General features: G+C 61.9%; 21 protein-coding genes and 1 pseudogene. 11 read left to right on the top strand and 11 right to left on the bottom strand.

Annotated features, from left to right (window positions below; genetic code table 11):
• Positions 1-5: 5 nt before the first annotated feature.
• A complete protein-coding gene (locus ACGLHR_RS21190; RefSeq protein ID WP_400096215.1) occupies positions 6-311 on the top strand; it encodes an NIPSNAP family protein in 306 nt (101 codons plus the stop codon).
• Between the two features lie 190 nt (positions 312-501).
• On the opposite strand, the gene ACGLHR_RS21185 is transcribed toward ACGLHR_RS21190, so the two are convergent.
• Complete coding sequence (locus tag ACGLHR_RS21185; protein WP_400096214.1) at positions 502-1,431, bottom strand: LysR family transcriptional regulator; 930 nt, start codon at positions 1,429-1,431, stop codon at positions 502-504.
• A 191-nt stretch (positions 1,432-1,622) separates the two neighbouring features.
• On the opposite strand from ACGLHR_RS21185, the gene ACGLHR_RS21180 reads away from it, so the two are divergent.
• From ACGLHR_RS21180 to ACGLHR_RS21165, 4 genes are all read left to right on the top strand, one after another.
• Positions 1,623-2,759 carry a DSD1 family PLP-dependent enzyme gene (locus ACGLHR_RS21180; RefSeq protein ID WP_400096233.1) on the top strand — a complete coding sequence of 379 codons (1,137 nt, stop codon included), beginning with the start codon at positions 1,623-1,625 and terminating at the stop codon, positions 2,757-2,759.
• A gap of 200 nt (positions 2,760-2,959) precedes the next feature.
• The gene (locus ACGLHR_RS21175) at positions 2,960-4,006 is read left to right on the top strand and encodes a Bug family tripartite tricarboxylate transporter substrate binding protein (protein ID WP_400096213.1); all 1,047 of its coding nucleotides are present in this window, start codon (positions 2,960-2,962) and stop codon (positions 4,004-4,006) included.
• Positions 3,961-5,577, top strand: a complete 1,617-nt coding sequence (locus ACGLHR_RS21170) for a M81 family metallopeptidase (RefSeq protein WP_400096212.1) — start codon at positions 3,961-3,963, stop codon at positions 5,575-5,577. The genes ACGLHR_RS21175 and ACGLHR_RS21170 overlap by 46 nt, the downstream gene beginning before the upstream one ends.
• 196 nt (positions 5,578-5,773) lie before the next feature.
• Positions 5,774-6,607 (top strand): MurR/RpiR family transcriptional regulator, encoded by an 834-nt coding sequence (locus ACGLHR_RS21165; RefSeq protein ID WP_400096232.1) that lies wholly within the window; start codon positions 5,774-5,776, stop codon positions 6,605-6,607.
• Here the strand turns inward: ACGLHR_RS21165 and ACGLHR_RS21160 are convergent.
• From ACGLHR_RS21160 to ACGLHR_RS21115, 10 genes and pseudogenes are all read right to left on the bottom strand, one after another.
• Positions 6,594-7,421 (bottom strand): HAD-IIA family hydrolase, encoded by an 828-nt coding sequence (locus ACGLHR_RS21160; RefSeq protein ID WP_400096211.1) that lies wholly within the window; start codon positions 7,419-7,421, stop codon positions 6,594-6,596. The two genes, ACGLHR_RS21165 and ACGLHR_RS21160, sit on opposite strands and share 14 nt — an antisense overlap.
• A 206-nt stretch (positions 7,422-7,627) precedes the next feature.
• Entirely contained in the window at positions 7,628-9,763 is a 2,136-nt protein-coding gene (locus tag ACGLHR_RS21155) for a phosphocholine-specific phospholipase C (protein WP_400096210.1), read from the bottom strand.
• A gap of 43 nt (positions 9,764-9,806) precedes the next feature.
• Positions 9,807-9,971 (bottom strand): hypothetical protein, encoded by a 165-nt coding sequence (locus ACGLHR_RS21150; RefSeq protein ID WP_400096209.1) that lies wholly within the window; start codon positions 9,969-9,971, stop codon positions 9,807-9,809.
• Between the two features lie 175 nt (positions 9,972-10,146).
• Positions 10,147-11,151 carry a phosphonate ABC transporter, permease protein PhnE gene (phnE, locus tag ACGLHR_RS21145; RefSeq protein ID WP_400096208.1) on the bottom strand — a complete coding sequence of 335 codons (1,005 nt, stop codon included), beginning with the start codon at positions 11,149-11,151 and terminating at the stop codon, positions 10,147-10,149.
• Positions 11,151-11,966 carry a phosphonate ABC transporter ATP-binding protein gene (locus ACGLHR_RS21140; RefSeq protein ID WP_318236483.1) on the bottom strand — a complete coding sequence of 272 codons (816 nt, stop codon included), beginning with the start codon at positions 11,964-11,966 and terminating at the stop codon, positions 11,151-11,153. Before ACGLHR_RS21140 ends, phnE begins: the two co-directional genes overlap by 1 nt.
• 23 nt (positions 11,967-11,989) lie before the next feature.
• The gene (locus ACGLHR_RS21135; RefSeq protein ID WP_400096207.1) at positions 11,990-12,931 is read right to left on the bottom strand and encodes a phosphate/phosphite/phosphonate ABC transporter substrate-binding protein; all 942 of its coding nucleotides are present in this window, start codon (positions 12,929-12,931) and stop codon (positions 11,990-11,992) included.
• 557 nt (positions 12,932-13,488) lie between these two features.
• The gene (locus tag ACGLHR_RS21130; protein WP_400096206.1) at positions 13,489-14,262 is read right to left on the bottom strand and encodes an arylamine N-acetyltransferase; all 774 of its coding nucleotides are present in this window, start codon (positions 14,260-14,262) and stop codon (positions 13,489-13,491) included.
• A gap of 98 nt (positions 14,263-14,360) precedes the next feature.
• Complete coding sequence (ltaE, locus tag ACGLHR_RS21125) at positions 14,361-15,413, bottom strand: low-specificity L-threonine aldolase (protein WP_400096205.1); 1,053 nt, start codon at positions 15,411-15,413, stop codon at positions 14,361-14,363.
• A 272-nt stretch (positions 15,414-15,685) separates the two neighbouring features.
• On the bottom strand, positions 15,686-16,072 hold the full coding sequence (locus tag ACGLHR_RS21120; RefSeq protein WP_400096231.1) for a c-type cytochrome: 387 nt from the start codon (positions 16,070-16,072) through the stop codon (positions 15,686-15,688).
• Between the two features lie 18 nt (positions 16,073-16,090).
• A pseudogene (locus ACGLHR_RS21115) lies at positions 16,091-16,351 on the bottom strand (c-type cytochrome); the annotation flags it as partial.
• 580 nt (positions 16,352-16,931) lie between these two features.
• Here ACGLHR_RS21115 and ACGLHR_RS21110 point away from each other — a divergent pair.
• The 6 genes from ACGLHR_RS21110 (at position 16,932) to ACGLHR_RS21085 (ending at position 25,533) form a co-directional block, all read left to right on the top strand.
• Positions 16,932-17,663, top strand: a complete 732-nt coding sequence (locus tag ACGLHR_RS21110) for a GntR family transcriptional regulator (protein ID WP_400096204.1) — start codon at positions 16,932-16,934, stop codon at positions 17,661-17,663.
• Positions 17,664-17,901: 238 nt separating this feature from the next.
• The gene (locus ACGLHR_RS21105) at positions 17,902-19,467 is read left to right on the top strand and encodes a gamma-glutamyltransferase family protein (RefSeq protein ID WP_400096230.1); all 1,566 of its coding nucleotides are present in this window, start codon (positions 17,902-17,904) and stop codon (positions 19,465-19,467) included.
• Positions 19,468-19,548: 81 nt separating this feature from the next.
• Positions 19,549-20,826, top strand: coding sequence for an oxalate/formate MFS antiporter (gene oxlT / locus ACGLHR_RS21100; protein WP_400096203.1), 1,278 nt, complete (start codon positions 19,549-19,551; stop codon positions 20,824-20,826).
• A gap of 7 nt (positions 20,827-20,833) precedes the next feature.
• Positions 20,834-22,492, top strand: a complete 1,659-nt coding sequence (locus tag ACGLHR_RS21095) for an amidase family protein (RefSeq protein WP_400096202.1) — start codon at positions 20,834-20,836, stop codon at positions 22,490-22,492.
• A gap of 211 nt (positions 22,493-22,703) precedes the next feature.
• On the top strand, positions 22,704-23,717 hold the full coding sequence (locus ACGLHR_RS21090) for a tripartite tricarboxylate transporter substrate binding protein (RefSeq protein WP_318237295.1): 1,014 nt from the start codon (positions 22,704-22,706) through the stop codon (positions 23,715-23,717).
• 64 nt (positions 23,718-23,781) lie between these two features.
• A complete protein-coding gene (locus ACGLHR_RS21085) occupies positions 23,782-25,533 on the top strand; it encodes an IlvD/Edd family dehydratase (protein ID WP_400096201.1) in 1,752 nt (583 codons plus the stop codon).

Genomic DNA, 25,533 nt, shown 5'->3' with positions numbered 1-25,533 from the left:
CCAATATGATCACCTGCTACCTGCGCTATATCGTCGACCCCAACAAGCTCAGGGAATTCGAGCACTACGGCAAGCTGTGGATTCCGCTGGTCGAGAAATTCGGCGGCCAGCATCACGGCTACTTCCTGCCGTCGGAAGGCGCCAACAATGTGGCGCTGGCCTTGTTCTCCTTCCCCAGCCTTGCGCTGTACGAGGCGTATCGCAACAAGTCCTTCGACGATCCGGAGTGCCAGGCCGCGTTTCGCTACGCGCAGGAGACGCAATGCATCGTCAGCTATGAGCGTAGTTTCTTCCGGCCGGTGTTCGAGTAGTACGTGTCTTCGCCTGAGTTGAAGGGCCGGTGGAGATGGCGGGCGCTCGCTCCACGTGATGCGCCTCGCTCTTGCGATTGCCCGCCCTCTCCCCCAACCCCTCTCCCGCCGTGCGGGAGAGGGGAGCAAACAAGCGCATCGCACGCGCTGCCGTGATGCGCGCCATCACCGCACCATCGCTTGCCCGATCTCAGTCGCCAGCGCTCTCGGTCCGCTGAACCAGCGTCTGTTCAAAAAATTGCAGAAGGGCCTGCACGCGGGCGGTACGGCCCTTGCGCGTCGGAACAAGAAGGGTGACGGGCGCACTGTCGAACTGCCAGTCGGCCAGCACGCGCACCAGTGCGCCGCTAGCGATCGCCTCGGCGGCATCCCATTCTGACCGCAGAACCAATCCCATGCCTTTTTCCGCCCAGTGGCGAGCGACGCTTCCGTCGTTAGTGGTATAGGCTGGTGCGACGCGAAGCGTTTCTCCAGGGTTTTGCCGCCGGTGCGCATGTGTTGATGCCTTTCGGACATGCCACAGTGTCACGTCCTCATCGTTTTCGCGGATGCAGATGCAAGCATGCGTCAGCAGATCGCGCGGCACCCGGGGCACCCCGTGCGCGCTCAGGTAGCCAGGGCTGGCACACAGCCATCGCTCATTGGCGGCCAGCGTGCGGGCAATCCATGAAGATTCCTTCACTGTGCCGACGTGGACCACCGCGTCCGCGTCGTGGCGGTCCGGCCATGGTGTCTCCCGCAGGTCCAGTTGCAGCCGTAGTCCAGGATGGAGTCGCGCGAACCGCGCGAGCATCGGCGCGATGCGTTGGCGACCATAGCCAAAGGGGGCGGAGATTCGGAGAATTCCAGTCAACTGCCGGTCATCGCGCTGGAAGGACTCAGGCAGCGACTCCAACTGCCGTAGCAGCAGCTCGGCTTCGTGTGCGAAGCGCTCGCCTTCCGGGGTCAGGCTGAGGCGATGAGCGGTACGCGTGGCAAGTGCAAGTCCGAGCGTTGTCTCCAGTTTGCGTAGGCGCATGGACAGCGCCGGCGGGGTAACGTCGAGCGCGCGCGCTGCGGCGCTGAGCGATGGCGCCCTTGCCAACGCGGACACAAGCTGTAAGTCCTCGATGCGGATCATTCAATTCAGCTTAACAATTGATTTCCAGGCATTTAACCACGGAGAGGACTTGGCTGACTACAGTGGCTACATACTCACCGGTCTCACCCTCATCGCGCGCCGACGCCGCGACGGAGGACTTGGGCTCGCTCTTTACAGGCGTGCATTTCCGTGACCCACCAGCCTGCAACCGATTTTCCTTTTCGTTCGACATGTACTTTTCCCTTCACACCGTTGACACGCCTGCAGCGATTATTGACTTGGAGCGCATGCAGCACAACATCGATCGGATGCAGCAGCGCATGGATATGCTGGGCGTGCGGTTCCGGCCGCATGTAAAAACCAGCAAATGCACGCCTGTCGTGCGCGCCCAGCTCGCGGCCGGCGCGCTTGGAATCACTGTCTCCACGCTCAAGGAAGCCGAGCACTTCCTTGCCGCGGGTGTCACGGACATCTTCTACGCGGTTGGCATGGCACCGCACCGGCTTCCCCAGGCACTGGCATTGCGCCGGCGCGGCTGCAATCTGAAGATACTTACCGACGGCCTGGTATCGGCTCACGCGATTGCCGACTTCGGCAAAGCGAACGGTGAGGCCTTCGATGTGTGGATCGAGATCGACACCGACGGCCACCGCTCGGGTATCCAGCCTGAAGACCCCGTGCTATTGGAGGTCGGCCACGCATTGCAGGACGGGGGCATGCGCCTCGGTGGCGTGTTGACCCACGCTGGCTCGAGCTACGAACTCGATACGCCTGAAGCGTTGACGGCCTTGGCCGAGCGCGAACGCGTCGGCTGCTTGCGCGCGGCGGAGCGTCTGCGCGCGGCGGGCCTTCCATGCCCGGGGGTTAGTGTCGGCTCGACCCCGACGGCACTTGCCGCCGCGCAACTCCAGGGGGTAACCGAGGTGCGGGCCGGCGTCTATGTTCTCTTTGACCTGGTGATGAACAACATCGGTGTCTGCACTACGGATGAGATAGCGCTTAGTGTACTGACGACGGTGATAGGCCATCAGAGTGACAAGGGTTGGATCATCGTGGACGCAGGGTGGATGGCCATGAGCCGCGATCGCGGAACCCAGAAGCAGAAGCAGGACTATGGATATGGGCAGGTCTGCACGATAGACGGCACGGTGTTGCCAGGCTACCTGCTGAGCGGCGCTAACCAGGAGCACGGCATCGTGTCGCGCGAAGGTGGGCCCGACGCGGACATCTCCCATCGCTTTCCGGTAGGTACGCGCCTGCGCATTCTTCCGAACCACGCCTGCGCAACAGGAGCGCAGTTCCCCGAGTACCGAGCGCTCGCTGAGGGCGGAACGCTCACGACCTGGGAGCGTTTCCATGGCTGGTGAATTGCGCGGCGACGGACGCGCCGTCACTCCGGCAGGCTTGGCCAGCGTGGCCAGCCGCTGTGGCCCCCGCATCGATCGACTGGTGCAGGCGCGTTCAATCGCGCGGGGAGGAGGCCAATCCTGACACACAAACGAGTAGATCATTGCCCGGACCGCCTGCTTGTCACGAGCAATGGCAGGGAAAGACTTTAGGAAGAATCATGAAATTCAAGCGCCTCACCCACTTTTCTCCCGTAGATCGCATCATGCGATTCACGACCGCCTTCGCTGCTTTCGCTGCTTTCGCTGCTTTCGCCTTTGGTGCGGCCGGCAGTCTCACCTCGTCCGCCCAGGCGGCGGAGGACCCGTGGCCTCATAAGCCGGTCACCGTGATCGTTCCCTCTGCTGCCGGTGGATCGGGCGACGTACTAAGCCGCATTGTGCTGAGTCACCTCGCGAGAGCGACCAACGCCAACTTCGTTGTCGACAATCGCCCGGGCGCCGCAGGCAACATCGGCATGGCGATGCTCAAGCGCGCCGCGCCGGACGGGTACACGATTGGCTATGGCAACATCAACACCCTGGCCGTCAACCCCGGCCTGTTCAGAAAGCTTCCCTATGATGTGCAACGGGACTTTGTGCCCGTGGGCCGCATGTTCTCGATCTACAACCTGCTCGTGGTTCGTGGCGACTCCCCGATCAAGAACGTCGCCGAACTGATTGCGCTGGCCAAGAAAGAGCCCGGCAAGCTGTCATACGCCGCGGCGGGTACCGGCAGCAGTGGCCACATGGGCGGAGAGCTATTCAAGAAGATGGCCGGCATCGACGTGTTGTTCATCCCATACAACGGCGACCCGCCGTCCCTCACCGACCTCGCCGGCGGCCGGCTTGACTACACGTTTACCAATGCCTCGGTCGCATGGCCGCTCGTCAAAAGCGGCAAGCTGCGCGCGCTGGCGATCACCAGCCGCGAGCGTATTCCACTCTATCCCAATCTGCCGACCCTGGACGAGTCCGGACTGAAAGGCTACGAGAACGTCTCGTGGGGCGGTCTGGTATTTCCCAAGGGCACGCCACAGCCGATCGTCGACCGGGTTAGCGCCGCGCTGGAGAAAGTGCTGAAGACCGATGCCTTGCGCAAGGAGTTGACCGACGCCAACGCATCGGCAGGCACCGGCACCCGCGAAGAGTTCGCGCGATTCGTTGCCAGCGAGCAGAAGAAATGGACCGGCGTCATCGAATCCGCGCATATCCCAAAAATGAACTGAACATCCCGCCGACCATGTCTAGCCCCCGCATTGCAATCCTAGGCTTCGCTATCGAATCGAACCGCTTTGCCCCGGTTTCCACGCGGGACGACTTCGTGGACCGCGCTTACCTGGCCGCAGACGCATTGCTGGCCGATGCCCGCAGTCCCGCACCTGCCATGACGCCAGAGATCCCAGCCTTCGTCCGGCGCATGGATGCCAACGGTGCATGGACCCCCGTGCCGATCCTGTTCGCCAACGCAGAATCGGGTGGCCCCGTCGATCACGCTTTCTTCGCCGAGACGCTAGCTATCTTCGAGCGGGGACTACGTGCCGCTTTGCCGTTGGACGCTGTCTACATCTGCGAACATGGCGCCGCCATTACCACGGAGGAGGATGACCCGGACGGCCTCGTCTTCGAAATGGCGCGGTCCATCGTTGGCCCCTTGGTGCCCATCGTAGCCACCGTCGATCTGCATGCGAATGTGTCCGACCGGATGGTCGACCAGGTTGACACGCTCATTTCCTATCGCCGTAATCCCCATACCGACATGGCAGAACGGGGGACGGAAGCGGCCGAAGTGCTGATGGAACTGCTGCGAGGCATGCGCGTGACCGTGGCCCACGTGCGCATGCCCGTTTGCGCACCACCGACGCAGCTGTTGACCGCGCCCGGTACTGGGCCGTACGCGGACATGATCCACGCGGCAGAAGCATTGGATGATCCAAGAATCATCAATATTTCGGCCCTGGGCGGATTCGTCTTTGGAGACACGCCAAAGAATGGCATGACGGTGATCGTTTCGACCCGTAACGATGCCGAGTTCGCGCGTCGAACTGCCCTGGACCTGGTCACGCCCGCATGGGAAGGACGGGCTGCCTTCACGCCCGAGTTGGTGCCGCTCGAACAAGCTGTGGCTTTGGCCCGGACGGCGGGCCGCTCGCCGTCACTGCACGCGGTACTCTTGGCCGATGTGGCCGACAACCCGGGTGGGGGAGGGCGCGGCAACACGCCATTCCTGCTGCAGGCGCTGTTGGAAGGGGACGTCAATAACGCGATCCTGGGCGTTGTCACGGATCCGTCACTGAGCGCAGAGGCGCATGCGCTTGGCGTCGGTGCTTCGTTCACCGCTCGCTTCAATCGCGCGGAAACCGCCACATACTCGGTGCCGTTCAGCGCGCCCGCTACAGTGCTGCGCTTGCATTCCGGAAAAGGCGTCGGACGGCGGGGGCAGTTGGCTGGCTGCAGCTTTAACCTGGGCCCCTCGGCCTTGCTGCAGGTTGGCGGCGTGCAGGTGGTGGTGATCAGCAACCGTCATCAATGCCACGAGCCCATGTTTTTCGAGATGTTCGGCATCGACATCGCGGCGGCGCGCACTGTGGTGGTGAAATCGCGCGGCCATTTCCGCGCGGCATTCGACGAGTTTTTCGAGCCAGAGCAGATACTCAGTGTGGACGCCCCCGGGCTGACATCGCCGGTATTGTCCCGTTTCGACTTTCAGCGTCTGCCCGGTCCCGTTGTTCCCATTGATGCCATGACGGAATGGACGCCGCGCGTCCGTCTGTTGTACAAGCCGGAAGACAGGCAATGAGGCTTGCAGGCTATGCCCGTCGCACGCGGGTAGGGCGTATGTGGATGATAGTCAACGCTTTCGACGCCAAGGTCCTCTACAATGGCGGCGATCTGTCCGCAATGGCGGACGCGCGAGCGACATCCACTCCATGCCAACGAAAAAGACACCTTCGAAGAAGGCCCCCGTGAAACCGCTGCAACCGGCGCTGACGGCCATTGTGGCGCGGATCGAAAGCATCCGCGACACGCTGGGCGCTACCGGCCAGCGCATTGCCGACTTTATCGCACAACATCCGGCGGAAGTGATGCATATGTCGGTCAGCGAAGTGGCTGAGCGCACGGGCGCCAGCGAGGGTAGCGTGGTCGGCCTGTGCAAGACGCTCGGTGCCACGGGCTTTCAGCAGTTGAAGATAGTGTTGGCGCAGGAGACTGTGCGGCCCGTGCAAATGATTCACGAAGACCTGGAACCGAACGACAACGCTGCCGCTGTCGTGCGCAAGATTTTCCAGAGCAATGTGCAGACCCTGCACGACACGCAGTCAACACTCGATGTAGGGGCGCTGGAGCGTGCGGTGCGCATCCTGAAGAAGGCCAAGCGCATCGAGATCTACGGCATCGGCAGTGCGGCAACGATCGCCGAAGACGCGCACTACCGCATGCTGCGAATCGGCCTCAACGTTAAGGCCGTTATCGATTCGCATATGCAGGTAATCAGCGCTGCGCTGACCGGGCCCGATGTCGCCGTACTGACCATCTCCCATTCCGGCAGCACGCATGAAACCGTGACTGCGACGCGACTGGCGAAGGAAGCCGGCGCGCATACCATTTGCATCACCAATTTCGGTAAATCGCCGATCCAGGCCTTCTCCGACGTGGTGCTGCTCACGATGGCACGCGAAACCCAGTTTCGCACCGAGGCGATGACCAGCCGCCTGGCGCAGCTGGCGATCATCGATGTATTGATCGCGTGCCTCGCCCTGAGCGACTACGATCGCGCGGTCAAGACGATCCGCCACACCTTCGACGTACTGTCGCTCAAACGCTACTGAGACCGGGTTGCAGGTGCGTACGCCCAGTGCCCCATGTCTCAAGCAACTGCGCGGGCGTTTCCGCTTCCGCCTCAGGCCCCGTTCCGAGGAGAAGATAGGACATACCCATCGCCACAGCGCCCGCAGCATCGGTTGCCGGATTGTCGCCGATCATGAGTGTCTGCGCCGGGGTCGCCCGCAACCGTCGCAAGCCCTCCCGAAACAGCACATCTGAAGGTTTGCCGATAATGCACACGGGACGCACGTCGGCGCAGGCCATTACCGCCGCCAGCAGCGTGCCGGTTTCCGGCACGCGCCAGCCGTTCCCGCCGGGATGGCTGAGATCGGGGTTTGTGACGATCAACCGTGCGCCGGTGCGCAGCACGTTCACCGCTAGCAGCAATTTGCGGTAGTTGAAGGCGCGGTCGAGCGCCAGCAGCACGACGTCCGGGTCTTGCTCCACCAGCCGGCAGCCCACCCGCTGGGCATAGCGTCGCAATACCGGGCTGCCAAGCAAAAACACACGCGCGCTGGGGGAGGTTTGCCACAGGCAGTTCACAGTCATCTCGCCCGCCAGCACAAGCTGCGCGGGCGCAACGACAAGGCCCATTTTCCGTAGCTTGCGTGACATGCCGACCGCCGTGTCAGTGGAGTTGTTCGACACGATTGCGTAGCGCCCGTGCAGCGCCTCAAGCAGCGCAGCCGCGCCCGGCATCGCCGCGCCGTCGCGGATCAGCGTGCCGTCCAGATCGATAATGTAACGCCATGCCGGGTCGTGCCAAGGTGACCGCACCGCGGGCGCGAAGCCCGAAACGGGGGACGTACGATTGCCCAAGGACGAAAGTCCGTTATCTGTCATTGCTACATGCATTGGAATTGAAGAAACTGCGCCCTTCACGTTTGGCCGCGTCTTTAGTCCTGCATGGCGGCCAATTGGATGCCATGCAAGACAAAAAGCAGTTGTGTCAGGTCACCGCCGATACGGAACGCTGCATCCCGGGAAGAAGCTTCCTTGACCCATATGGGTCCTCACAATCAGACCTATAGGTGAAGTGCCATGGCGGGATCGCTGACGCTGGGCTTGCCGGTTTCGACGCGGCCCGAGAATCGGCGCTCGAAGTTGGCGGCCGTGACGGTAAAGTCGTACCAGCGGCCGCTTTGGCCCAGGTCCCAGTTCAGCACACCAGTCGCGCCTGCTGCCACATCCAGAGTCCACGGGCCGTCGGTGCGGTAGGCGTTGGACTGGACCGTCGCCGTGCCGCCCTTGGGGCCGGTGTTGTGCACCTTCACATAGACCTGGCCATTGACCGGCTCGTAGCAGACCTGGACTTCGGGCTGGAAGTCGGCCGCGCTACTGGCGAGTGCATCGCCCTTGAAGGTGCGCACGAATCCGTTGGTGCCATATACCCACAGTTCATACTTTCCGCTGTCGGTCGCGCTGGTGTTCCAATCGTCGGTCAGCATCTTGCCGGCTTCCACGGTGTAGCGGCGGGGAATTCGGTCGAGGTGCAGCTTGTCGTAGACGTGGAACACCGCGCCCTGAGTGCCGGTGTTACTGAACGTCAGCGACACCAAGCCGTTTGGTTGGATGCGTGCGCTGGTGTGCAACTCGTAGGGTAGCGCGCGCGAAAAGCGGGTGCCTTGTTCCTGGAACAGCGGCTGTGGCGTGGCCGGTGCGTTCGGAGTGGGCAGCGAGCTCTGCGCGGCTAGGACTGCGGCGTAATTACTCGTGTCGGGCAATGCCGGCCACTTCGGATCGTTGGGCGACACGAAGTCAAAACAGGAGGTCAGGTCGCCGCATACTGCGCGGTGCCACGGGCTGATGGCGTCGACGGTGACGCCGAAACGCTTCTCGAGAAACATGCCCACGGAGGTGTGGTCGAAAACCTGCGAGTTGACCCAGCCACCCTTGCTCCATGGTGAGATCACATACATTGGTACGCGTGCGCCCAGGCCAAACGGGCGCACGGTACCGCTGATGGTGTCACTGGCGAGGAGTTTGGCGCGTGTCGGATCGGAGAAGTACTCGCCGTCGAGCGGCAACGTTGCCTTGCCGGCAAGCGTGCCATCAGCGTTGTACGAGGGTGGTGCCGGCGCCGGCAGGTGGTCGAATAGGCCATCGTTCTCGTCATAGGTGAGGAAGAACACGGTTTTGGCCCAGACCTCGGGGTTGGCAGTCACGGCTTCAAGCACCTGCGCCGTATAGTTAGCGCCGATCGCCGGGTCGCTGGCGCCGGAGTGCTCGGAGTTCGCGGCCGAGCACAGTATCCACGAGACCGCGGGCAGCGTGTCATTGACCACGTCGTTGCGCAAGTCGGCTATCGAATAGTCCGTCATGCCCTTCACATACAATGCCGAGCCGGGCTGCGCATTGCGGAAGCTCTGGAATGCCAGGCCGCCGTGCATGGCGCCGGTCCAGTTGTCGTTGGTATTCTGGTAGATCTTCCAGCTCACGCCAGCGTTCTGGAGCACGTCCGGCAACGTTAGCCAAGTGAGTGCGTTGTCCGCATAGGTGTAGCCCGGGTTCGGCATAGTGCCGGTGATCCAGCAGCGGTCGTTGTCGGGCTCCGAGGTCCGGTCGTTGCTGTTGATGCCCTGCTTGGCTAGCACAGGGTCGAAGCTGGAGCCTGAGAAGAAGACCACGCGGTTGGGGTCGGTGCCGCTGGTGACGGAGCAGTGGTAGCCATCGCAAATTGTAAAGGCGTCGGCCAGCGCGTACTGGAAGGGGATGTCTTCACGGCGAAGGTAACCCATCGTGTACTGGGTCTTGAAGCGCGGCCAGAACCCCATCTTGCCCTGGTCCCAGGCGGCCTGCGAGTCCTTGAAGCTGTGCGGCGTGCTCGGTGATTGCAGCGCCTTGGTCGTGGTCCTGTCCATGTGGTAGGGCGGAATCTCTTTCGTACCGTCCGACTGGAACCAAACGTCCTTACCGCTCTGGAGCGGTATCGGGAAGCGGTCGCCATAGCCACGTACGCCACGCAGGGCGCCGAAGTAGTGGTCGAAGCCGCGATTCTCCAGCATCAGAATCACGATATGCTTGACATCCTGGATGGTGCCGGTGTCAACCGCGGCGTTGACGGCGAGTGCCTTCCGGATTGAGGCAGGAAGCATGGACAGGGCCGAGACCGCGCCAACGGCGCTGGCGGATCTGCGTAGGAAATCGCGTCGGTTAGTCATGATTGGTGTCAATGGATGGATGGTGGGTGGAAGACGTCTCTTGTCAGGGCGCGCAATGGAGCGTTGGTGCCGCTTGCGGGCCAGGGCTGGCGGGGGGCTGGTTGGTCGGTGGTGCGGAGGAGTCGCCGCCGCCGCCGCAGGCGGTCAGAATCAGGCACAGGAGTACGGCCGCGACAGCCAGGCCGTTACGGGACGAACTTGTTTTCATGGAGTTTTCCTTGAATGTAACCATGGGGAAGCAAAGCCGGCAGGCTTGGATGTGGCATGGCGCACCGGCTCAGGGAAGAGAAAGCAACAGGGGAAGGCGCGTCGTGCTCGAGCGCATAGAGCCCACGATAGAATTGAGCGCCCCTCCCATCGCACAATCCCGGCAATAGTTAGTGTCAGGCCAGCTTGCGGCGCATCCGCGCGGCAAGTTGATCCAGCAAGAACACGGTTATGAAAATTGCCACGAGGATCGTGCCCACATGGGCGTACTGGTACATGTCGTAGCGCCCTTTCAATTCCTGGCCGATGCCCCCCGCGCCCACCAGGCCGACAACTGTGGCCATGCGCACGTTGCGATCCAGGATGTATAGGGTGTACGCGATGAATTGGGGCATGACCTGAGGACCCACTCCATACGCCAGCACTTTTAGCTTGCCGGCCCCGATCGCGCGCAACGCCTCCTGTGGTTTGGGATCGGCAGTCTCAATGTCCTCCGCGTAGAACTTACCCAGAAAGCCCATTGAATGGATCGCCAACGCGAGCACACCCGCGATGGGCCCAAAGCCGTAGGCCAGTACCAGGAATAGCGCACTGATCAACTCCGGCATGGAGCGAAACAAGCTGACGAGGCTGCGTGCGGTCACGTAGAACGCACGATTTGGCGTATAGTTTCGGGCGCTAAAGTAAGCCAGCGGCAGGCTCGCGCCTATCGCAAGCAAGGTGGCCCAGATCGCGATCTCGAAGGTCTCGATCATCTTCACCGCCACCTGCCACAAGTAACCCACGGGCTCGACCAGATACTCACGCGGCGCTACGATCGTTTCCATGCGCAAGGTATCGGGATTCAGCTTTGATTCACTAACCCCAACGGTTTCCAGGTGAGCCAGCCAGGGCAATTGCGTCGGATCGAAATTTTCGATGCGAGCTACCTCAACCCGCTCGGATATCTGGATGGGAAACAGGCTGTGCGCCAGATGCCCGAGACCCGTGGTCACCTGCGACTGCGGCTTTATGCCCACCGAAGCCAGCAAGCCATCTGCGGTTAGCGCCACCATCTTGCCCATTTCCACGCGTTGCCCCACGTATAGGCAGAGAATCAGCGTCACAAGCAAGGCAAGCACGGTTTTGGCGCCGTAGGGATGGCCAAGGTTCCAGCGTGTGTCGGATGCGGGGTTTTGCATCACACCTCCTGCATTTGCAAATTGGCCACCGACGCGGCGGGCGAGGCCGCAACCGGTGCACGAGCGTCCTGGCCGGCGGGCGCGATGCCCGCCTCGTACAAGGAATGCGCGATCGTGTCGTCAAACGCCGTGGCGGGGCCGTCAAACATCACCTCGCCGCCACGCAACGCCACGATGCGGTCGGCGTACTCGCGTGCCAGGTCGACCTGGTGCAGGCTGCAAAGCACCGTCGTCCCGCGCTCACGGGCTTGCGTGCGCAGCAAGGAAAGTATCTCCCGGCTGATGCGCGGGTCCAGGCTAGCCACAGGCTCATCGGCAAGCAATAGCGGCGGATTCAGCATGAACGCTCGCGCAATACCGACCCGTTGCTGCTGTCCGCCCGACAGATCGCTCACCCGCCGATGCAGATGCTCCGGTGCGAGCCCAACCTGCTCGATGAGTTCGCAGGCCCGGGCACGCACATCGGCAGGAAAGCGCGCCAGCAAGGCGCGCCACGCCGGCAGGACCGGCAGCGCGCCACAAAGCACATTCATCGCCACCGTAGCTCGCGCGACCAAATTGAATTGCTGGTGCACCATGCCTATGCGCGGGCGCACAGCGCGCAGCGTCCTGGCGTCCAGTTGGACGCCGTCGACACGCACCGTGCCCTGCGTTGGCACGACCAGGCCATTGGCCATGCGCAGCAAGGTTGACTTACCCGCGCCCGAGGATCCCAGCAGCACGCAAAACTGTCCCCGCTGCACCAGCATCGACACGGACTTGAGCGCCGCGGTGCCGTCGGCATAGCGCATGCCAACTGATTCATAACCAAGCATTCCCATCTCCGTCTGAGCGCGGTTCAACGCTGCGAGGCCTTGTTCAGTATCTCGGCCTTGATCTCGTCGGAAAGCAGGGTCATCTTGGATGCGGGGCCGGCGAACTGCGCTTCGGAGAACTGAGTGTCGTAGCGCTGGATCTTGGCACCGCCGTATCCTCGGATCATCTCTGGCGTCACGCCAGGCGCTTTGTGCACGTTGGCGAACGCCTTTTTCAATTCGGCCTTGAGCGCCTCGGGGAGCTTGGTGTTCATGGCCAGCGGCGGATACGGAATCGGTTCGCTCTTGAAAATCACCTTGACGGTGGACGGATCCACCGCACCTTGGCGTACCGCCTTGTCGAAGGAATCGAACGACAGGGCTGCGGCATCAACCTGCCCTTGCACCAGCGCTGCCAAGCTGCTGGCGTGGCTGCCAGTCAGGCGCAACTCGGCCAGGTCGCGGGCCGGATTCATGCCATCGCTCAGCATGGATGCCATCTGGAATGTGAAACTGGATGCCGAGTTCACGTCGCCGAATGCCGCGCGCTTTCCCTTGAGATCCCGCAGGCTGTTAATCGGTGCGTTCGACTTGGCAAACATGCCCGCGTAGTAGATGGACTGCCCATTCTCGACCCCCACGGCTAACAGCTGCGCGCAGCCGCGCTGGTGCGCCTGCACATAAGAAACCGGGCCGAAGAACGCGATCTCCGCCAACTGGTTGCACATCCCTTCCACGACTGCGCCATACGATTGACCGACTTTCAGATCGAAATTCAGGCCCGTGCTGCGGGTAATGGCATTGAAGACCGGTGCATAGTCAGCCTTGGTTCCCGATTCGGTGCCGCCATCGGCGGGGATCAACAGCACGCGCAGTGGGTGTGCCTTGGACCCATCGGCAGCCGATTGAGCATGGACCTGGATGCTTGCGGCCATCACTACGGTGGCGAAAAGCGCAGCAACCGCGCGGGGGAGAATCGTCTTCATTGCAAATCCTTGTGTGCCGATGGCGTTTGTGCGCTGTTGCCCAGGAGCGGGGTAAGCGCTTGAGACGCAAGGTTAGACAAGGAACGTGACAGTCAGATGAACAATGCTCAATAATATTAAGCTATCGATTGAGCGAAGTTCAGTTTTGGGGCGGCTATCGGGATAGGGCGATCGGGATAGGCGTAGGATTTGCTAGCCGCTGCGGATCTTGCGCTCGATACGGAACACAAGGTGCAACTCGGCTATACAACGCCGAGTGTCGGTGGGGCGACGAGGCGCATTGAGGCTGGCCCGGTGCCCATATGCGGGGGCGGGCGCTTGCCGATCTTGGAGCGAGGGCTCGCGCCACCGGCCGAAGGTACTGTCCGCCAAGCCATGCTGCAAGAGAAGGGAGCCAGGATGTTCAGCGCGCCGGGGTGGTATTGCTTCGTGGGTGTGCCACCTCCCAAAGAGGTTGGGCATTGTCCAGCGCCAGTGGAAGGGCGTTGCAAAAGTGGAGGGGGAGATCGGTTTGAGACATGATTGTCAGGGAATGAAGCCGCCGAAGCGCCTTGCGGTCAGCATTCCGGCACGGTGAGACCAAACTCGAAGGACAACAGACGCTGAACGTCTTCGGAACCGATGAGTGTTTGCTCGGTGTGACCATTCGTAATGATCTTCAGTGTATTGCCGAACAGCAGCTTGCGGCCAGCCTCATTGTGTTGGATCACCAGCAGCTTCTGTACAAAGATCGCGTCCGGGTGCGTCGAATTCAGGTAATTTGCGGGCACAAAATCGATCCACTCCTGTGCAGACAGGTCGAACGCATATTGATTTTCCCATCGTCCGTCAACCAGCGCCTTCAGCAGATACGCTTGTTCACTTGATCTGGTCAGCATGAAGGTGTCGAAATCCTGTTTGACCTCAGCGTCGAGTACATCCAGACGTATCGGAGCCCTGATCCCATAACTGCCGAAGCCCAGATCACACAACCATTGCGCGTCGTTCACGGTTAGCACGAGTGCCATATGGGTCTTGGGTCTCCTGACCGGGTAAAACATCGGTCTGGCCGCAACGAACTGATATGGAACGCCAAGCGCTTGTAGGGCCATGGCGAAGATTCCGTTCACCTCGTAGCAGTACCCGCCTCTCTTGCGATGGAGGATCTTCTCAACGATTTCTTCGGGAACCAAGGAAACGCCTTTCCTTGCCTGTACATCCAGATTTTCGAACGGAACAGTGAATAGCTGGCGCCTCATCATCCCGGTGATTGTTGCAATGTCCACCGCTGCAGGTACTTCGAAACCTATCCGGTCAAAGTAGTGCCGCAACGTAAAATTCTCAGCCTTCATTGTTCGATTGCCTTGGTTTAGCGTGGTTGCTTGAAGCGTCTCTCTTCAGTGATCGCAGCAGCGATGGAAATGGTCGGCTCGCGCGAGATGGCCTGCCCTCACCGGGCCATGGTGCCGGCCGTTTTGGCTGCGAAAAAGTCGCTGGCGGCAGCGAGCGCGGTTCCCACCGCTTCCTTGCCGACGTCGAGGTGCGTGACCCAGCGCTGCTGGGTTGCGCCGTACGCGGACGTGACGCCGATGCCCTGTCTGGCGAGGTGCTCCGCGAAGGCCGACGCGAACTCCTTGGCGACATTCACGAAAACGATGTTCGTGTCCGGCATGGAAACGGTCAGGCCCGGCAGCGCCGAGAGGCCTTGCGCGAGGGTGTGTGCGTTGGCATGGTCCTCCGCGAGTCGCTGCACATTGTGTTCCAGCGCGTATAGCCCGGCCGCAGCGAGAATCCCCGACTGCCGTAGTCCTCCACCGAGCATCTTGCGCAGGCGTCGTCCTTTGGCAATGATGGGCGCGGAACCGACTAACAACGAGCCGACCGGCGCCCCGAGGCCCTTGGACAAGCACACTGAGACGGTGTCGAACGGTCGCGCCAGCGTGTCGGCGCAGACACCCAGTGCCACGGCCGCATTGAACACGCGGGCGCCGTCCAGATGGCAGGCAAGCCCTTGCCGGCGTGCCACCGCCGTCGCCGCGTCGACGTAGGACTGCGCAAGGACCTTCCCGCCGATCGTGTTCTCGAGTGCGAGCAGACGCGTGCGTGCAAAGTGCGGATCGTCTGGCTTGATCGCCTTCTCGATATCCGCCAGCAGTAGCGTTCCGTCGGCCTGGTTGGTCAGCGGTTGGGGCTGGATGCTGCCCAGCACCGCCGCACCTCCCGCCTCCCAACGGTAGCAGTGCGCCGCTTGGCCGACGATGTACTCGTCACCGCGCTCGCAGTGCGCCATGAGCGCGATGAGGTTCGACTGGGTGCCCGACGGCACGAACAGTGCAGCCTCCTTCCCGAGCATGTCAGCCATCCGGGCTTCCAGTCTCTTTACAGTCGGGTCGTCGCCGAAGACGTCGTCGCCCACCTCCGCGGCAGCCATTGTGGCGCGCATGGCCGGCCCTGGCCGGGTGACGGTATCGCTACGAAAGTCGTGTCGAACTGCGGTATTCATGGCATTTCCCTTAAAGAGCGCCCATGGTGACATTCCGGTTTCAGCCCGGCTATATACAACGGCGACGAATCTGTTGCGTAACAGATTTGCGCGTTGGGATGACGAACATGCAGGCAACCGAACTTGGGGTGCCGCCATACCGGCTGCTAGCGAGGTGGGATCGCGTCGGTGCCAACGTCGGGGGAAAGGGTCACCCGGACCTGCTGAGATATAGTCGCCTGAAGCAGGGGGTGCCGCGGGGGGCATTGCGCGGCTTGGCGTGATGCTGGCTATTACGGATCGATCACCGAGAGGTAAGCCGCAGCCTCTTCAATCTGCCGCTCGTTCAGCGTTGCCGCCACGGCCGTCATTGTTCCGGGTGATGGTGTTCCCGCCTTCGCGCGGGCCTGGAACTCGTGAAGCCGGTTGATGACAAATGCCACCGGTTCGCCGGCAATGCTCGGATAGCGCGCGCCATTGCCTTTTCCATCGGCCGCATGGCAACTGAAGCAAGCCGGAACGTCCGGAGCGGCGCCCAGTTCAGCCAGTTCCTTGCCGGCCATCACCAGGGCGGGCGGGGGCGGGTGTTCGCCCTGGACGCGCGGAGGATGTTGGGTTGAAAAGAACACCGCAAGGCTGCTTATTTCGCTATCGGAAAGGTCATGTGCAACGCTTTGCATGACAACACTCGCACGTGTTCCTGCCTTGAACATGGACAGTGCATGAGCAAGATAGTCCGGATTCTTTCCCGCGAGCCTTGGCGCGCCAGTTGCCGTGCCGGCCCCCGATACACCATGGCACGAGACACAGCTGCCAAGGGAAGGCGCTAGCGCGCTGAGAGCGGGATCCCGCGCAGTGGCTGCAGTTTGCGCGTGACAGATGCCGGAAACAGCGATAAGCGCTACCAGACCAGACCGCAAACGGTAGCCCCGCAGGGTGGGAAGGCAGGGGGCAGTCATATGCGTCATCCCGATATGGTGATGGTAAGCGTCGTCCGAACAATGATTGGCATCACTATGCAGCGGCGATACTGACCAATGAGTGACGGGTGAATTACGAGATTGTCATTTTCGTCGCATGATTTGTGCTCCCGGCTCGGGGGCGCCAGATCACTGCGGCTCCCGACGGGCGTGAAGTGCAGCCATTTGCATACGCGTTTGATACCCGCCATTGCCGATGAGGTTGCATTGGGGCGGCACCCCGGGGTGGGTGGCTCGCTATCGCGAAGGACGCTCAGATCGGTCCACGACCGGCCAGGCAGGGTGGGCCGGTCAATCCGACCCGTTTTAGGGCATTCCGGAGGTCCTCACAAGAATGCTATTCTGTGCCGTTGCGCCGCGGTATCGCCGCGCACTTCGCCGGCCCCCTGGGGTGCGTTGCCTATTTCGCTATCAATCCGATGCAACACTTGACTTACCTGCCAAGCAAGTTTTCGTTCCAACCGCCGATCCACGCTTTCAATGCGTTACGCGCGCCGCTTGGGAGCGCCAAGAACCAACGCATGGACTTGGAAGCGTCGCCAGTGGGGTCGGGTCCGCAATGATCGGCGAAGTGTCGCGCTCTCAACTTGCGTATCACAGCCTGCGGGACGACATCTTTGCGTTTCGCTTATTACCTGGTGACCGCTTTACGGAAAACGATGTTGCGGAGCGTTTCGGCATTTCCCGCACGCCCGTGCGCGAGGCGCTGCTTCGGCTCCAGACCGAGGGGCTGGTACGCGGCTATTATCGCAATGGATGGGAAGTGGTGCCAATCGACTTGGCTCGCTTCGAGGCACTCTATGAGCTGCGCACCCTACTGGAAACGCATGCCGCCGCCCGCCTGTGTGAGCAGCCTGCTTCGCCGCGCGTTGACCGTACGTGCCTGGCGGTGCTGGACGCGATTTGGCGAGTTCCCCCCGCGCAACGCCTGAGCGACGGTAACCAGGTCGCCGACCTGGATGAGGCCTTTCATCGGGCAATCGTATGCGCAGCAGGTAACCCGGAGGCAGCCGCGGTTCATCAACAAGTGACTGACCGCATCCGAATCATCCGCCGACTCGACTTTGCCTACGGCGACCGCGTCGATCTGACTTATGAGGAACACGCACGCATCCTGGTTGCGCTGGCTGCTTTCGATACCGCGCAAGCGGTCGAACTTTTGACCGGCCATATCGAAGAAGGGCGCGTCGAAGTCAGTCGGCTCAGCACCGAGCGATTGGAGCAGGCCCGCACCAGCCTGGGGCGTCCACCGACTACTGATGCACCGCAGCGACGCAGGCGTTTCGGTTGATACCCGATACGGTGCAGCCCTGCGCCGTAGGCTTTCACCTTGAGTCCCCCTCATTAGCCAGAGAAGTTTCCCGCCGCTGCCATCCCCTGCTTGGCTGGGACGGCGCTGAATGTCGCCGGCGCAGTGCGGTCCGTTCGCGGGCATGTAAGTTGCTTCATCCACCGTAAATTTATGTATACATAATTTACGGTGGCTTAGCGTGACATTTCATCGGAACCCGATTCGTGGCAGTCGCGGCATGGCCGTGGCGCCGCATTCCTTAGCCTCTCAGAGTGCATTAGCTGTCTTGCGAGAGGGCGGTAACGCGGTTGAAGCGATGATCGCTGCAGCAGCAACCATCGCAGTGGCCTACCCACACATGAACAGTATCGGGGGCGACAGCTTCTGGCTGATCGCTAGGCCGAACGAGGCGCCCAGAGGCTTGGAGGCATGCGGCGCGGCGGCAGGTGCCGCCAGCATCGAGCGCTATCGCCAAGCGGGCCTGACCTCGATTCCTTTTCGGGGCGGCCTGGCGGCTAACACCGTGGCCGGCACGGTATCCGGCTGGAGTGCCGCACGCACCTGGTCGCGCGAGGTGCTCGGAGGGCGGATGCCACTCTCGCGGTTGCTTGCAGACGCCATCGGCTATGCCAGCGACGGGGTGCCGGTCACGCATAGCCAGGCCACCTGCGTTGCCGCCAAGGCCGGTGAACTATCTGGAATTACCGGATTTTCCGAAACATTCCTCGCGGACGGCGTGCCGTTGCCAGGAGCGCGCTTTTGCCAGCCGCGCTTGGCGGCTACATTTCGGCAACTGGCGGAGGCAGGCCTCGACGATTTCTACCAGGGCGACCTTGCCCGGAGCATTGCGCGCGATCTGGCGGCAGTTGGCAGTCCGCTGAGCCTGAAGGATCTTTCAGACCATCGCGCGGTATGGAAGGAGCCGCTCGCTCTGGCGCACTCTCGCGGCATGGTCTATAACATGCCGCCGCCTACCCAGGGCCTGGTCTCACTGCAGATCCTGGGCCAGCTGGACCGCCTGCTGGGCAGTGGAATGGACGAGACCGGCGCGCCGTTCGTCCACGCCTGTGTGGAGGCAACCAAGCAAGCCTTCCTTGCGCGCGACCGCCATATCACAGACCCCGCGTTCATGGACGTGGATCCGCGGGACCTCCTGACACCGGCTTGGCTCGATGCCGCGGCCGCGCGTATCCGGCCCGACCAAGCGCTGCCCTGGGGGCAGGGCCTAGGGCCAGCCGATACGGTCTGGATGGGCGTGATCGATGGAGACGGCGTCGCAGTTAGCTTCATCCAGAGCATCTATCACGAGTTCGGCAGCGGGATCGTGCTGCCTGGCTCCGGCATCAACTGGCAGAACCGCGGCTGCAGCTTCTCGCTGGACCCGGCCGCGCGCAACCCGTTGACGCCGGGGCGTAAGCCGTTCCATACACTGAACCCGGCGCTTGCCCGCCTCGCCGACGGGCGCACCCTCGTCTACGGAAACATGGGCGGCGACGGTCAGCCGCAATCGCAAAGCGCGGTCTTCTCGCGCATCGTGCATTTCGGCATGAATCCGCAGGCAGCCATCGACGCACCTCGCTGGCTGCTGGGCCGCACCTGGGGCCAGACGACCGACACCCTCAAGCTCGAAGCGCGGTTTCCCCAATCCACTTGCGACGCCCTGCGTGCGCTTGGCCATGAGGTCGAGCTATTGAAGCCTTACGACGAGACCATGGGGCATGCCGGCGCTATCGTGCTGCAAGCGAACGGGCTCTACGAGGGCGGCTTCGATCCCCGCAGCGATGGCGCCGTTGCTGCCTGGTAATGCGCGCCCGGATGGTGCATGGGCCCGCGGCCTCGCGGGGCAGTCTTAGTCGCTTGTTTCTTTGTTCCCAGGAGTAGATTGATGAATACCGTTGCAGAGAGTGCAGCCACCGGCGCCACAGTGGCCTTGCCGGCGGCGCGCGTGCGCTGGATTCAGCTGGCACTTGGCATGCTGTGCATGATGGCGATTTCCAGCCCGCAGTATGTCTGGACACTGTTTACGAAGCCGCTGGCAGCCAAGCTGGGGGTTCCGCTGTCGGAGTTGCAGATCACGTTCTCGCTGCTGATCGTGCTGCAGACATTCTTCTCACCGTTCCAGGGGGCACTGATCGAACGCTTCGGGCCGCGCAGGCTGATTGCGCTCGGCACGGTGCTATCCGGTCTGAGCTGGGTCCTGGCAGCGCAGGTGCACAGTGTCGGTTTGCTGTATCTCAGCTATGGCGTGGTAGGCGGGCTGGGCACGGGCATTGTCTACGTCGGTGTGGTGGGTCAAATGGTGCGCTGGTTCCCCGATCGGCGCGGGCTTGCCGTAGGCATGGTCGCAGCGGGATACGGCATGGGCGCCATCGCCACGACCTTCCCGATCGCCTCGGCGTTAGCCGAGAAGGGGGTCGAAGCGACCTTGTGGCAGTTTGGCCTGCTGTTCGCCTTCATCGGGTTCATCGCCTCGCAGGGCTTGCGTTCACCGCGTGGCATGGCGCTATCGGAGCACGCCCCCGCCCGTGAGATTGCCGGGCCGGCCGCCCGCGATGTACCGACCCGTCAGATGCTGCGCACGCCGTTGTTCTGGCTCCTCTTCGGCATGATGACGATGATGTCCACGTCGGGGCTGATGGTGACATCGCAGATGGCCACGTTCGCCAAGGACTTCGGTGTGGCGGGCATAACCGTGCTCGGCATGGCCGCGCTACCGCTGGCACTCACGATCGATCGGTTCACTAACGGTTTGACACGCCCACTGTTTGGCTGGGTGTCCGACCGGTGGGGCCGCGAAAACACGATGTGCTTCGCCTTCGCGCTGGAAGGAGTGGCGATGGCGCTGTGGCTCCTGACCCGCGAGAACGCCGTGCTGTTCGTGCTGTTGTCCGGCGTCGTGTTTCTCGGCTGGGGAGAGATCTTCTCGCTCTTTCCGTCCACGTTGACCGATACGTTCGGCACGCGCTATGCAACCACCAATTACGGCTGGCTCTACATCTCCCAGGGCATTGGTTCAATCCTGGGCGGACCGCTCGCTGCCCTGATGCACGAAAGACTCGGTAGCTGGATGCCGGTATTTGGTGTCGCCATTGCCCTCGACATTTCGACAGCATTGCTGGCTATTGCTGTGCTCAAGCCGGCACGCCGACGCTACCTCGGATAAGGCCAGCGTGGCCAATCCTTCGGGACGCTTTATTTTTTGTGGTTCGATTAAATGTTTATCCTTCCCTGTTAACCTTGATAGAAGCATTCTGATGAAGCAGATCGCAGTCAATACAATGGTAGTAGTATCCGGGTTGCTACCTTTAGCAGCTTATTCAGCGGACAAGCCATTTAATATTATGGAATCGTCCGTTGCCCAGATCCATGAGGCAATGCAGGCAGGAAATTTGACATGCCATGGACTTGTAAAGCACTATCTGGATCGAATTCAGGCTTATGATAAACAGGGCCCGGCATTGAACGCCATGCTCTACATTAATCCGGACGCTCTTGCGCAAGCAGATGCCATGGATCTGGAATTCAAGCGCAGTGGAAAAATGAAACCATTGCACTGCATTCCGACAGTCCTCAAGGATAATTACAATACTGCAGACATGCCAACCACTGGGGGCTCCGCTTCGTTGGCTGGGGCGCGGCCCGCAGAAGATGCGTTTGTTGTAAGTAAACTAAAGAATAATGGTGCATTGATTCTTGGAAAGACTAATCTTCAGGAGTTTGCGCTAGGCGGCGTTACTGTGAGCTCCCTGGGCGGGCAGACAAAGAATCCCTACGATCTAAAATTGACTCCCGGTGGCTCAAGCGGCGGCACTGCGGCGGCACTGGCTGCAAATTTCGCAACGATCGGTACCGGATCGGATACGGCAAATTCGCTTCGTTCGCCGGCTTCTAGCAATAGCCTGGTTGCAATTCGGCCGACGCTTGGATTGGTCAGCAGATCTGGCATCGTGCCGGTTTCCTTCACTCAAGATGAAGCGGGACCTATTGCGCGTTCGGTGGGCGATGCCGCCCGCATGCTGGACGTCATGGCGGGGTATGATCGAGCCGATCCAGTGACTGCATTTAGCGTCGGGCACATCCCCAAGACGTATACCGATTCCCTGCGCAAGGAAGGGTTGAAAGGGGTGCGGATCGGTGTAATGCAGACTCTTTTCGGAAATGGGCCAGACCATCAGGATGTCAATCGCGTCATGGCGAATGCGATCGATATTCTGAAGAAGAAGGGAGCAATTATTGTGCCCGTCTCAACGCCGGAGATGGATACTGATAAATTGAATGCTGGCCTTGATGTGCAGAAGTATGAATACAAAAGCAGCATTAATGCCTACCTCAAAACGGGCGGAAAAAATTATCCCGCACATTCACTGGATGAGATCATCGCCAGTGGAAAAACGCATCAATCGCTGAGTAAATTCTTGCTGTCCGCCCAAGGTCTGGAAAATGGCCTGAATGAACCGGACTACAAGGAACGGATACTAAAGATCGAAGCGCTTAAGATGAGTCTTGCAAACTTGATGGCGGAAAATCGGCTGGATGCGATGATTTATCCACACCAAAAACGCCTGCCTGTGCCGATTGGAGAGTATGACCAGAAGGAACGCAATGGTATTCTGGCTTCGCTAACAGGTTTCCCCGCCGTTGTTGTTCCTGCCGGGTTTTCTTCTCCAACCGGGGATGCTCCGCGCGGCGTGCCCGTCGGCATGGAGTTTCTCGGTCAGCCCTGGAGCGAGGCTCAACTGATCCAGTACGCGTATGGTTTCGAGCAGGCTGCCCTCGCGCGCAGGGCACCAGCGTCCACGTCCACGGCGCGCTTGGCACGCGCCGACTGAAAAGCCATTTCTTGAAGAGATGGCCGCGCAGCGTGGAATGCTGGCGCTAGCCAGCCTGCGCCTCGCCCCGGTGGGGGCGCTGCCGAAACCAAAATAATCTTTTGGTTAATCGGTCTGGGGATCGCTTCTTCTTATCTTCCGTCTTCGTCAAACTCCGTACATGACGCACCCCCCGCCAGGGGTGCGCCGACAACAAGAAACCGGAGACGACATGGAATTCCCCATCACCAATGCGACTCGCAGAACCCTGCTGCGGGCCGGCCTGTTGGCCCTTGCCGCCATGACCGCTTTCACCCTTGCACCGGCCGCGTTCGCGGCCTATCCGGACAAGCCGATCCGGCTGGTCGTGCCTTATCCGCCGGGCGGCGCTACGGACGTGATCGGTCGCATCGTCGCCACCCGCCTGGGCGAAGTACTGGGCCAGCAAGTGGTCGTTGACAACCGGGGAGGCGCAGGCGGCAACATTGGCGCTGAAGTGGTCGCCCGGAGCACGCCAGACGGCTATACGTTGCTCATGGGCGCACTCACGTCTCACGCCACCATGGCCACCCTGGAGAAGGGGCGCTTGCGTTACGACATCATCAAGGACTTCACCCCGGTGATGGTAGTCGGCTCCGTGCCATTGGTGGTGGTGGTCAATCCCAAGGTGCCGGTCAGTACGCTGCAGGAACTGGTCAAGTACGGCAAGGCCAATCCCGGCAAGCTTAACTATGCCTCGTCGGGTGCCGGCGCCCCGCAGCGCATGGCGGCCGAGATCTTCAAGAAAGACGCAAACATCGACATGACCCATGTGCCGTACAAGGGCAGCGGCCCCGCCATGACAGACTTGGTGGCCGGCCAGGTCAACATGATGGTGGAGACCGTGCCGGCCGCGCAGCCGTTCATCAAGGCGGGACAGTTGCGCGCGCTTGCCGTGGCGGCGCCGACGCGCATCTCGATGCTGCCGGACGTGCCCGCTGCCGCCGAGAGCGGCATGCCCTCGCTGGACGTCAGCTCCACCTTCGGCGTGCTGGCACCTGCGGGCACGCCCGCACCGGTGGTCGAGCGCCTGAATGCGGCGCTGACCAGGATCCTGGCAATGCCCGACGTCAAGGCACAGTTTCTGAAGCAGGGTGTCTATGCCTTGCCGCCGACAACCCCTGAAAAGGCGGCCGAGCGCCTGCGCATCGAGGTCACCCGCTGGGAAAAGGTAATCACCGACGCCCATATCAATTCCGATAGCTGAACGATAGCTGAACGATAGCTGAACGATAGCTGAACGATAGCTGAACCGACTTCTCCCCACGACCATGACCCCTACCAAACCGAAAGGACCGGACACTTCCGCCGCAGACACAGGCCTTCGCAAAGGACTGACCAACTATGGTGACCTTGGGTTCTCGCTGTTCCTGCGCAAGGCCTTCATCAAAGGCTCAGGCTATACCGATGCGGCGCTCGACCGCCCGGTGATTGGCATCGCCGATACCGGTAGCGCATTCAACCCGTGCCACGGCAACATGCCGCAGCTGATCGAAGCGGTGAAGCGCGGCATCATGCTCGCCGGCGGGTTGCCGATGGCGTTCCCGACCATCTCCATCCACGAGAGCTTTGCCGCGCCGACCAGCATGTATCTGCGCAACCTGATGTCGATGGATACGGAGGAAATGATCCGCGCCCAGCCGATGGATGCCGTGGTGCTGATCGGCGGCTGCGACAAGACCGTGCCGGCGCAGCTGATGGGCGCGGCCTCTGCCGGCGTGCCCGCGATCCAACTGGTCACCGGTGCCATGCTGACGGGCTCGCACCGCAGCGAACGCGTGGGTGCATGCACCGACTGCCGCCGCTACTGGGGCAAGTTTCGCGCCGGGGAGATCGACGCGGATGAGACCGCGCAGGTCAACAGCCAACTGGTGGCCAGCGTCGGCACCTGCTCGGTGATGGGCACCGCCAGCACCATGGCCTGCCTGGCCGAAGCGTTGGGCATGAGCCTTCCGGGCAGCGCCACGCCGCCGGCCGTGACCGCCGACCGCATCCGCATTGCCGAGGAGACCGGCGCACGCGCCGTGGCGATGGCGCGCGAGCGTCTGACCATTGACAGCATCCTGACGCCGGCTGCGTTCGAGAATGCCATGCGCGTGCTGCTGGCCATCGGCGGCTCGACCAACGGCATCGTGCACCTGGCGGCCATCGCCGGCCGCATGGGCCTGGATATCGATATGCAGGCGCTTGACCGCATGGGCCGCGAAACGCCGGTGCTACTCGATCTGAAGCCGAACGGCCAGCATTATATGGAGGACTTCCACAAGGCCGGCGGGATGGCCACTTTGTTGCGCGAACTGCGCCCGCTGCTACGCCTCGATGCGCTGACCGTCACCGGCCGTACGCTAGGCGAGGAGTTGGATAATGCCGGCCCGGGCTTCGCACAGGATGTGGTGCGAAGCATGGACAATCCGATCTACCCGCAAGGCGGCATCGCCGTGCTCGCCGGCAACCTGGCGCCTGGCGGCGCAATCATCAAGCAGTCCGCGGCGAACGCGGAGCTGATGGAGCACGAGGGCCGCGCGGTGGTTTTCGAGAGCGCGCAGGACCTGATCGAGCGCATCGACCTGGACGACCTGGACGTTAACGCCAACGACATCCTGGTGCTGAAGAATATCGGCCCCAAGGGCGCGCCGGGCATGCCCGAGGCCGGCTATATCCCGATCCCGCGCAAGCTGGCGCGGGCCGGCGTCAAGGACATGGTGCGGATTTCCGACGGACGCATGAGCGGAACCGCGTTCGGCACGGTGGTGCTGCATGTGACCCCCGAAGCCGCCGTAGGCGGGCCGCTGGCGCTGGTGCAAACCGGCGACCGCATCCGCCTGAGCGTGAGCCGCCGCGAGCTCGCCCTGCTGGTATCGGACGAGGAACTGGAGCGCCGCCGCGCGGCTTTCCCCGTGGTCGAGCCGAGCGCGCCGCGTGGCTATCTGAAGTTGTTCCTGCAGACCGTGACGCAGGCTGACCAGGGCGTCGACTTCGACTTCCTGCGCGCGCCCGAAACGCGCGGCAAGGCGCCAGAGTGA

Origin of the sequence: Cupriavidus sp. CuC1, assembly GCF_044627735.1 — a bacterium.
In the GTDB taxonomy this organism is placed as follows: domain Bacteria; phylum Pseudomonadota; class Gammaproteobacteria; order Burkholderiales; family Burkholderiaceae; genus Cupriavidus; species Cupriavidus ulmosensis.
This window is presented reverse-complemented; position numbering and strand designations above follow the sequence as displayed.

What these genes read in the sequence shown, in the direction of transcription:
- ACGLHR_RS21175 (WP_400096213.1), top strand. Translation starts at nt 2,960, where the DNA reads ATGAAATTCAAGCGCCTCACCCACTTTTCTCCCGTAGATCGCATCATG.
- ACGLHR_RS21135 (WP_400096207.1), bottom strand. Translation starts at nt 12,931, where the DNA reads ATGAAGACGATTCTCCCCCGCGCGGTTGCTGCGCTTTTCGCCACCGTA.
- phnE (WP_400096208.1), bottom strand. Translation starts at nt 11,151, where the DNA reads ATGCAAAACCCCGCATCCGACACACGCTGGAACCTTGGCCATCCCTAC.
- ACGLHR_RS21185 (WP_400096214.1), bottom strand. Translation starts at nt 1,431, where the DNA reads ATGATCCGCATCGAGGACTTACAGCTTGTGTCCGCGTTGGCAAGGGCG.
- ACGLHR_RS21155 (WP_400096210.1), bottom strand. Translation starts at nt 9,763, where the DNA reads ATGACTAACCGACGCGATTTCCTACGCAGATCCGCCAGCGCCGTTGGC.
- ACGLHR_RS21085 (WP_400096201.1), top strand. Translation starts at nt 23,782, where the DNA reads ATGACCCCTACCAAACCGAAAGGACCGGACACTTCCGCCGCAGACACA.
- ACGLHR_RS21105 (WP_400096230.1), top strand. Translation starts at nt 17,902, where the DNA reads ATGGCCGTGGCGCCGCATTCCTTAGCCTCTCAGAGTGCATTAGCTGTC.
- ACGLHR_RS21190 (WP_400096215.1), top strand. Translation starts at nt 6, where the DNA reads ATGATCACCTGCTACCTGCGCTATATCGTCGACCCCAACAAGCTCAGG.
- ltaE (WP_400096205.1), bottom strand. Translation starts at nt 15,413, where the DNA reads ATGAATACCGCAGTTCGACACGACTTTCGTAGCGATACCGTCACCCGG.
- ACGLHR_RS21110 (WP_400096204.1), top strand. Translation starts at nt 16,932, where the DNA reads ATGATCGGCGAAGTGTCGCGCTCTCAACTTGCGTATCACAGCCTGCGG.
- oxlT (WP_400096203.1), top strand. Translation starts at nt 19,549, where the DNA reads ATGAATACCGTTGCAGAGAGTGCAGCCACCGGCGCCACAGTGGCCTTG.
- ACGLHR_RS21130 (WP_400096206.1), bottom strand. Translation starts at nt 14,262, where the DNA reads ATGAAGGCTGAGAATTTTACGTTGCGGCACTACTTTGACCGGATAGGT.
- ACGLHR_RS21090 (WP_318237295.1), top strand. Translation starts at nt 22,704, where the DNA reads ATGGAATTCCCCATCACCAATGCGACTCGCAGAACCCTGCTGCGGGCC.
- ACGLHR_RS21150 (WP_400096209.1), bottom strand. Translation starts at nt 9,971, where the DNA reads ATGAAAACAAGTTCGTCCCGTAACGGCCTGGCTGTCGCGGCCGTACTC.
- ACGLHR_RS21140 (WP_318236483.1), bottom strand. Translation starts at nt 11,966, where the DNA reads ATGCTTGGTTATGAATCAGTTGGCATGCGCTATGCCGACGGCACCGCG.
- ACGLHR_RS21120 (WP_400096231.1), bottom strand. Translation starts at nt 16,072, where the DNA reads ATGCAAAGCGTTGCACATGACCTTTCCGATAGCGAAATAAGCAGCCTT.
- ACGLHR_RS21170 (WP_400096212.1), top strand. Translation starts at nt 3,961, where the DNA reads ATGGACCGGCGTCATCGAATCCGCGCATATCCCAAAAATGAACTGAAC.
- ACGLHR_RS21180 (WP_400096233.1), top strand. Translation starts at nt 1,623, where the DNA reads ATGTACTTTTCCCTTCACACCGTTGACACGCCTGCAGCGATTATTGAC.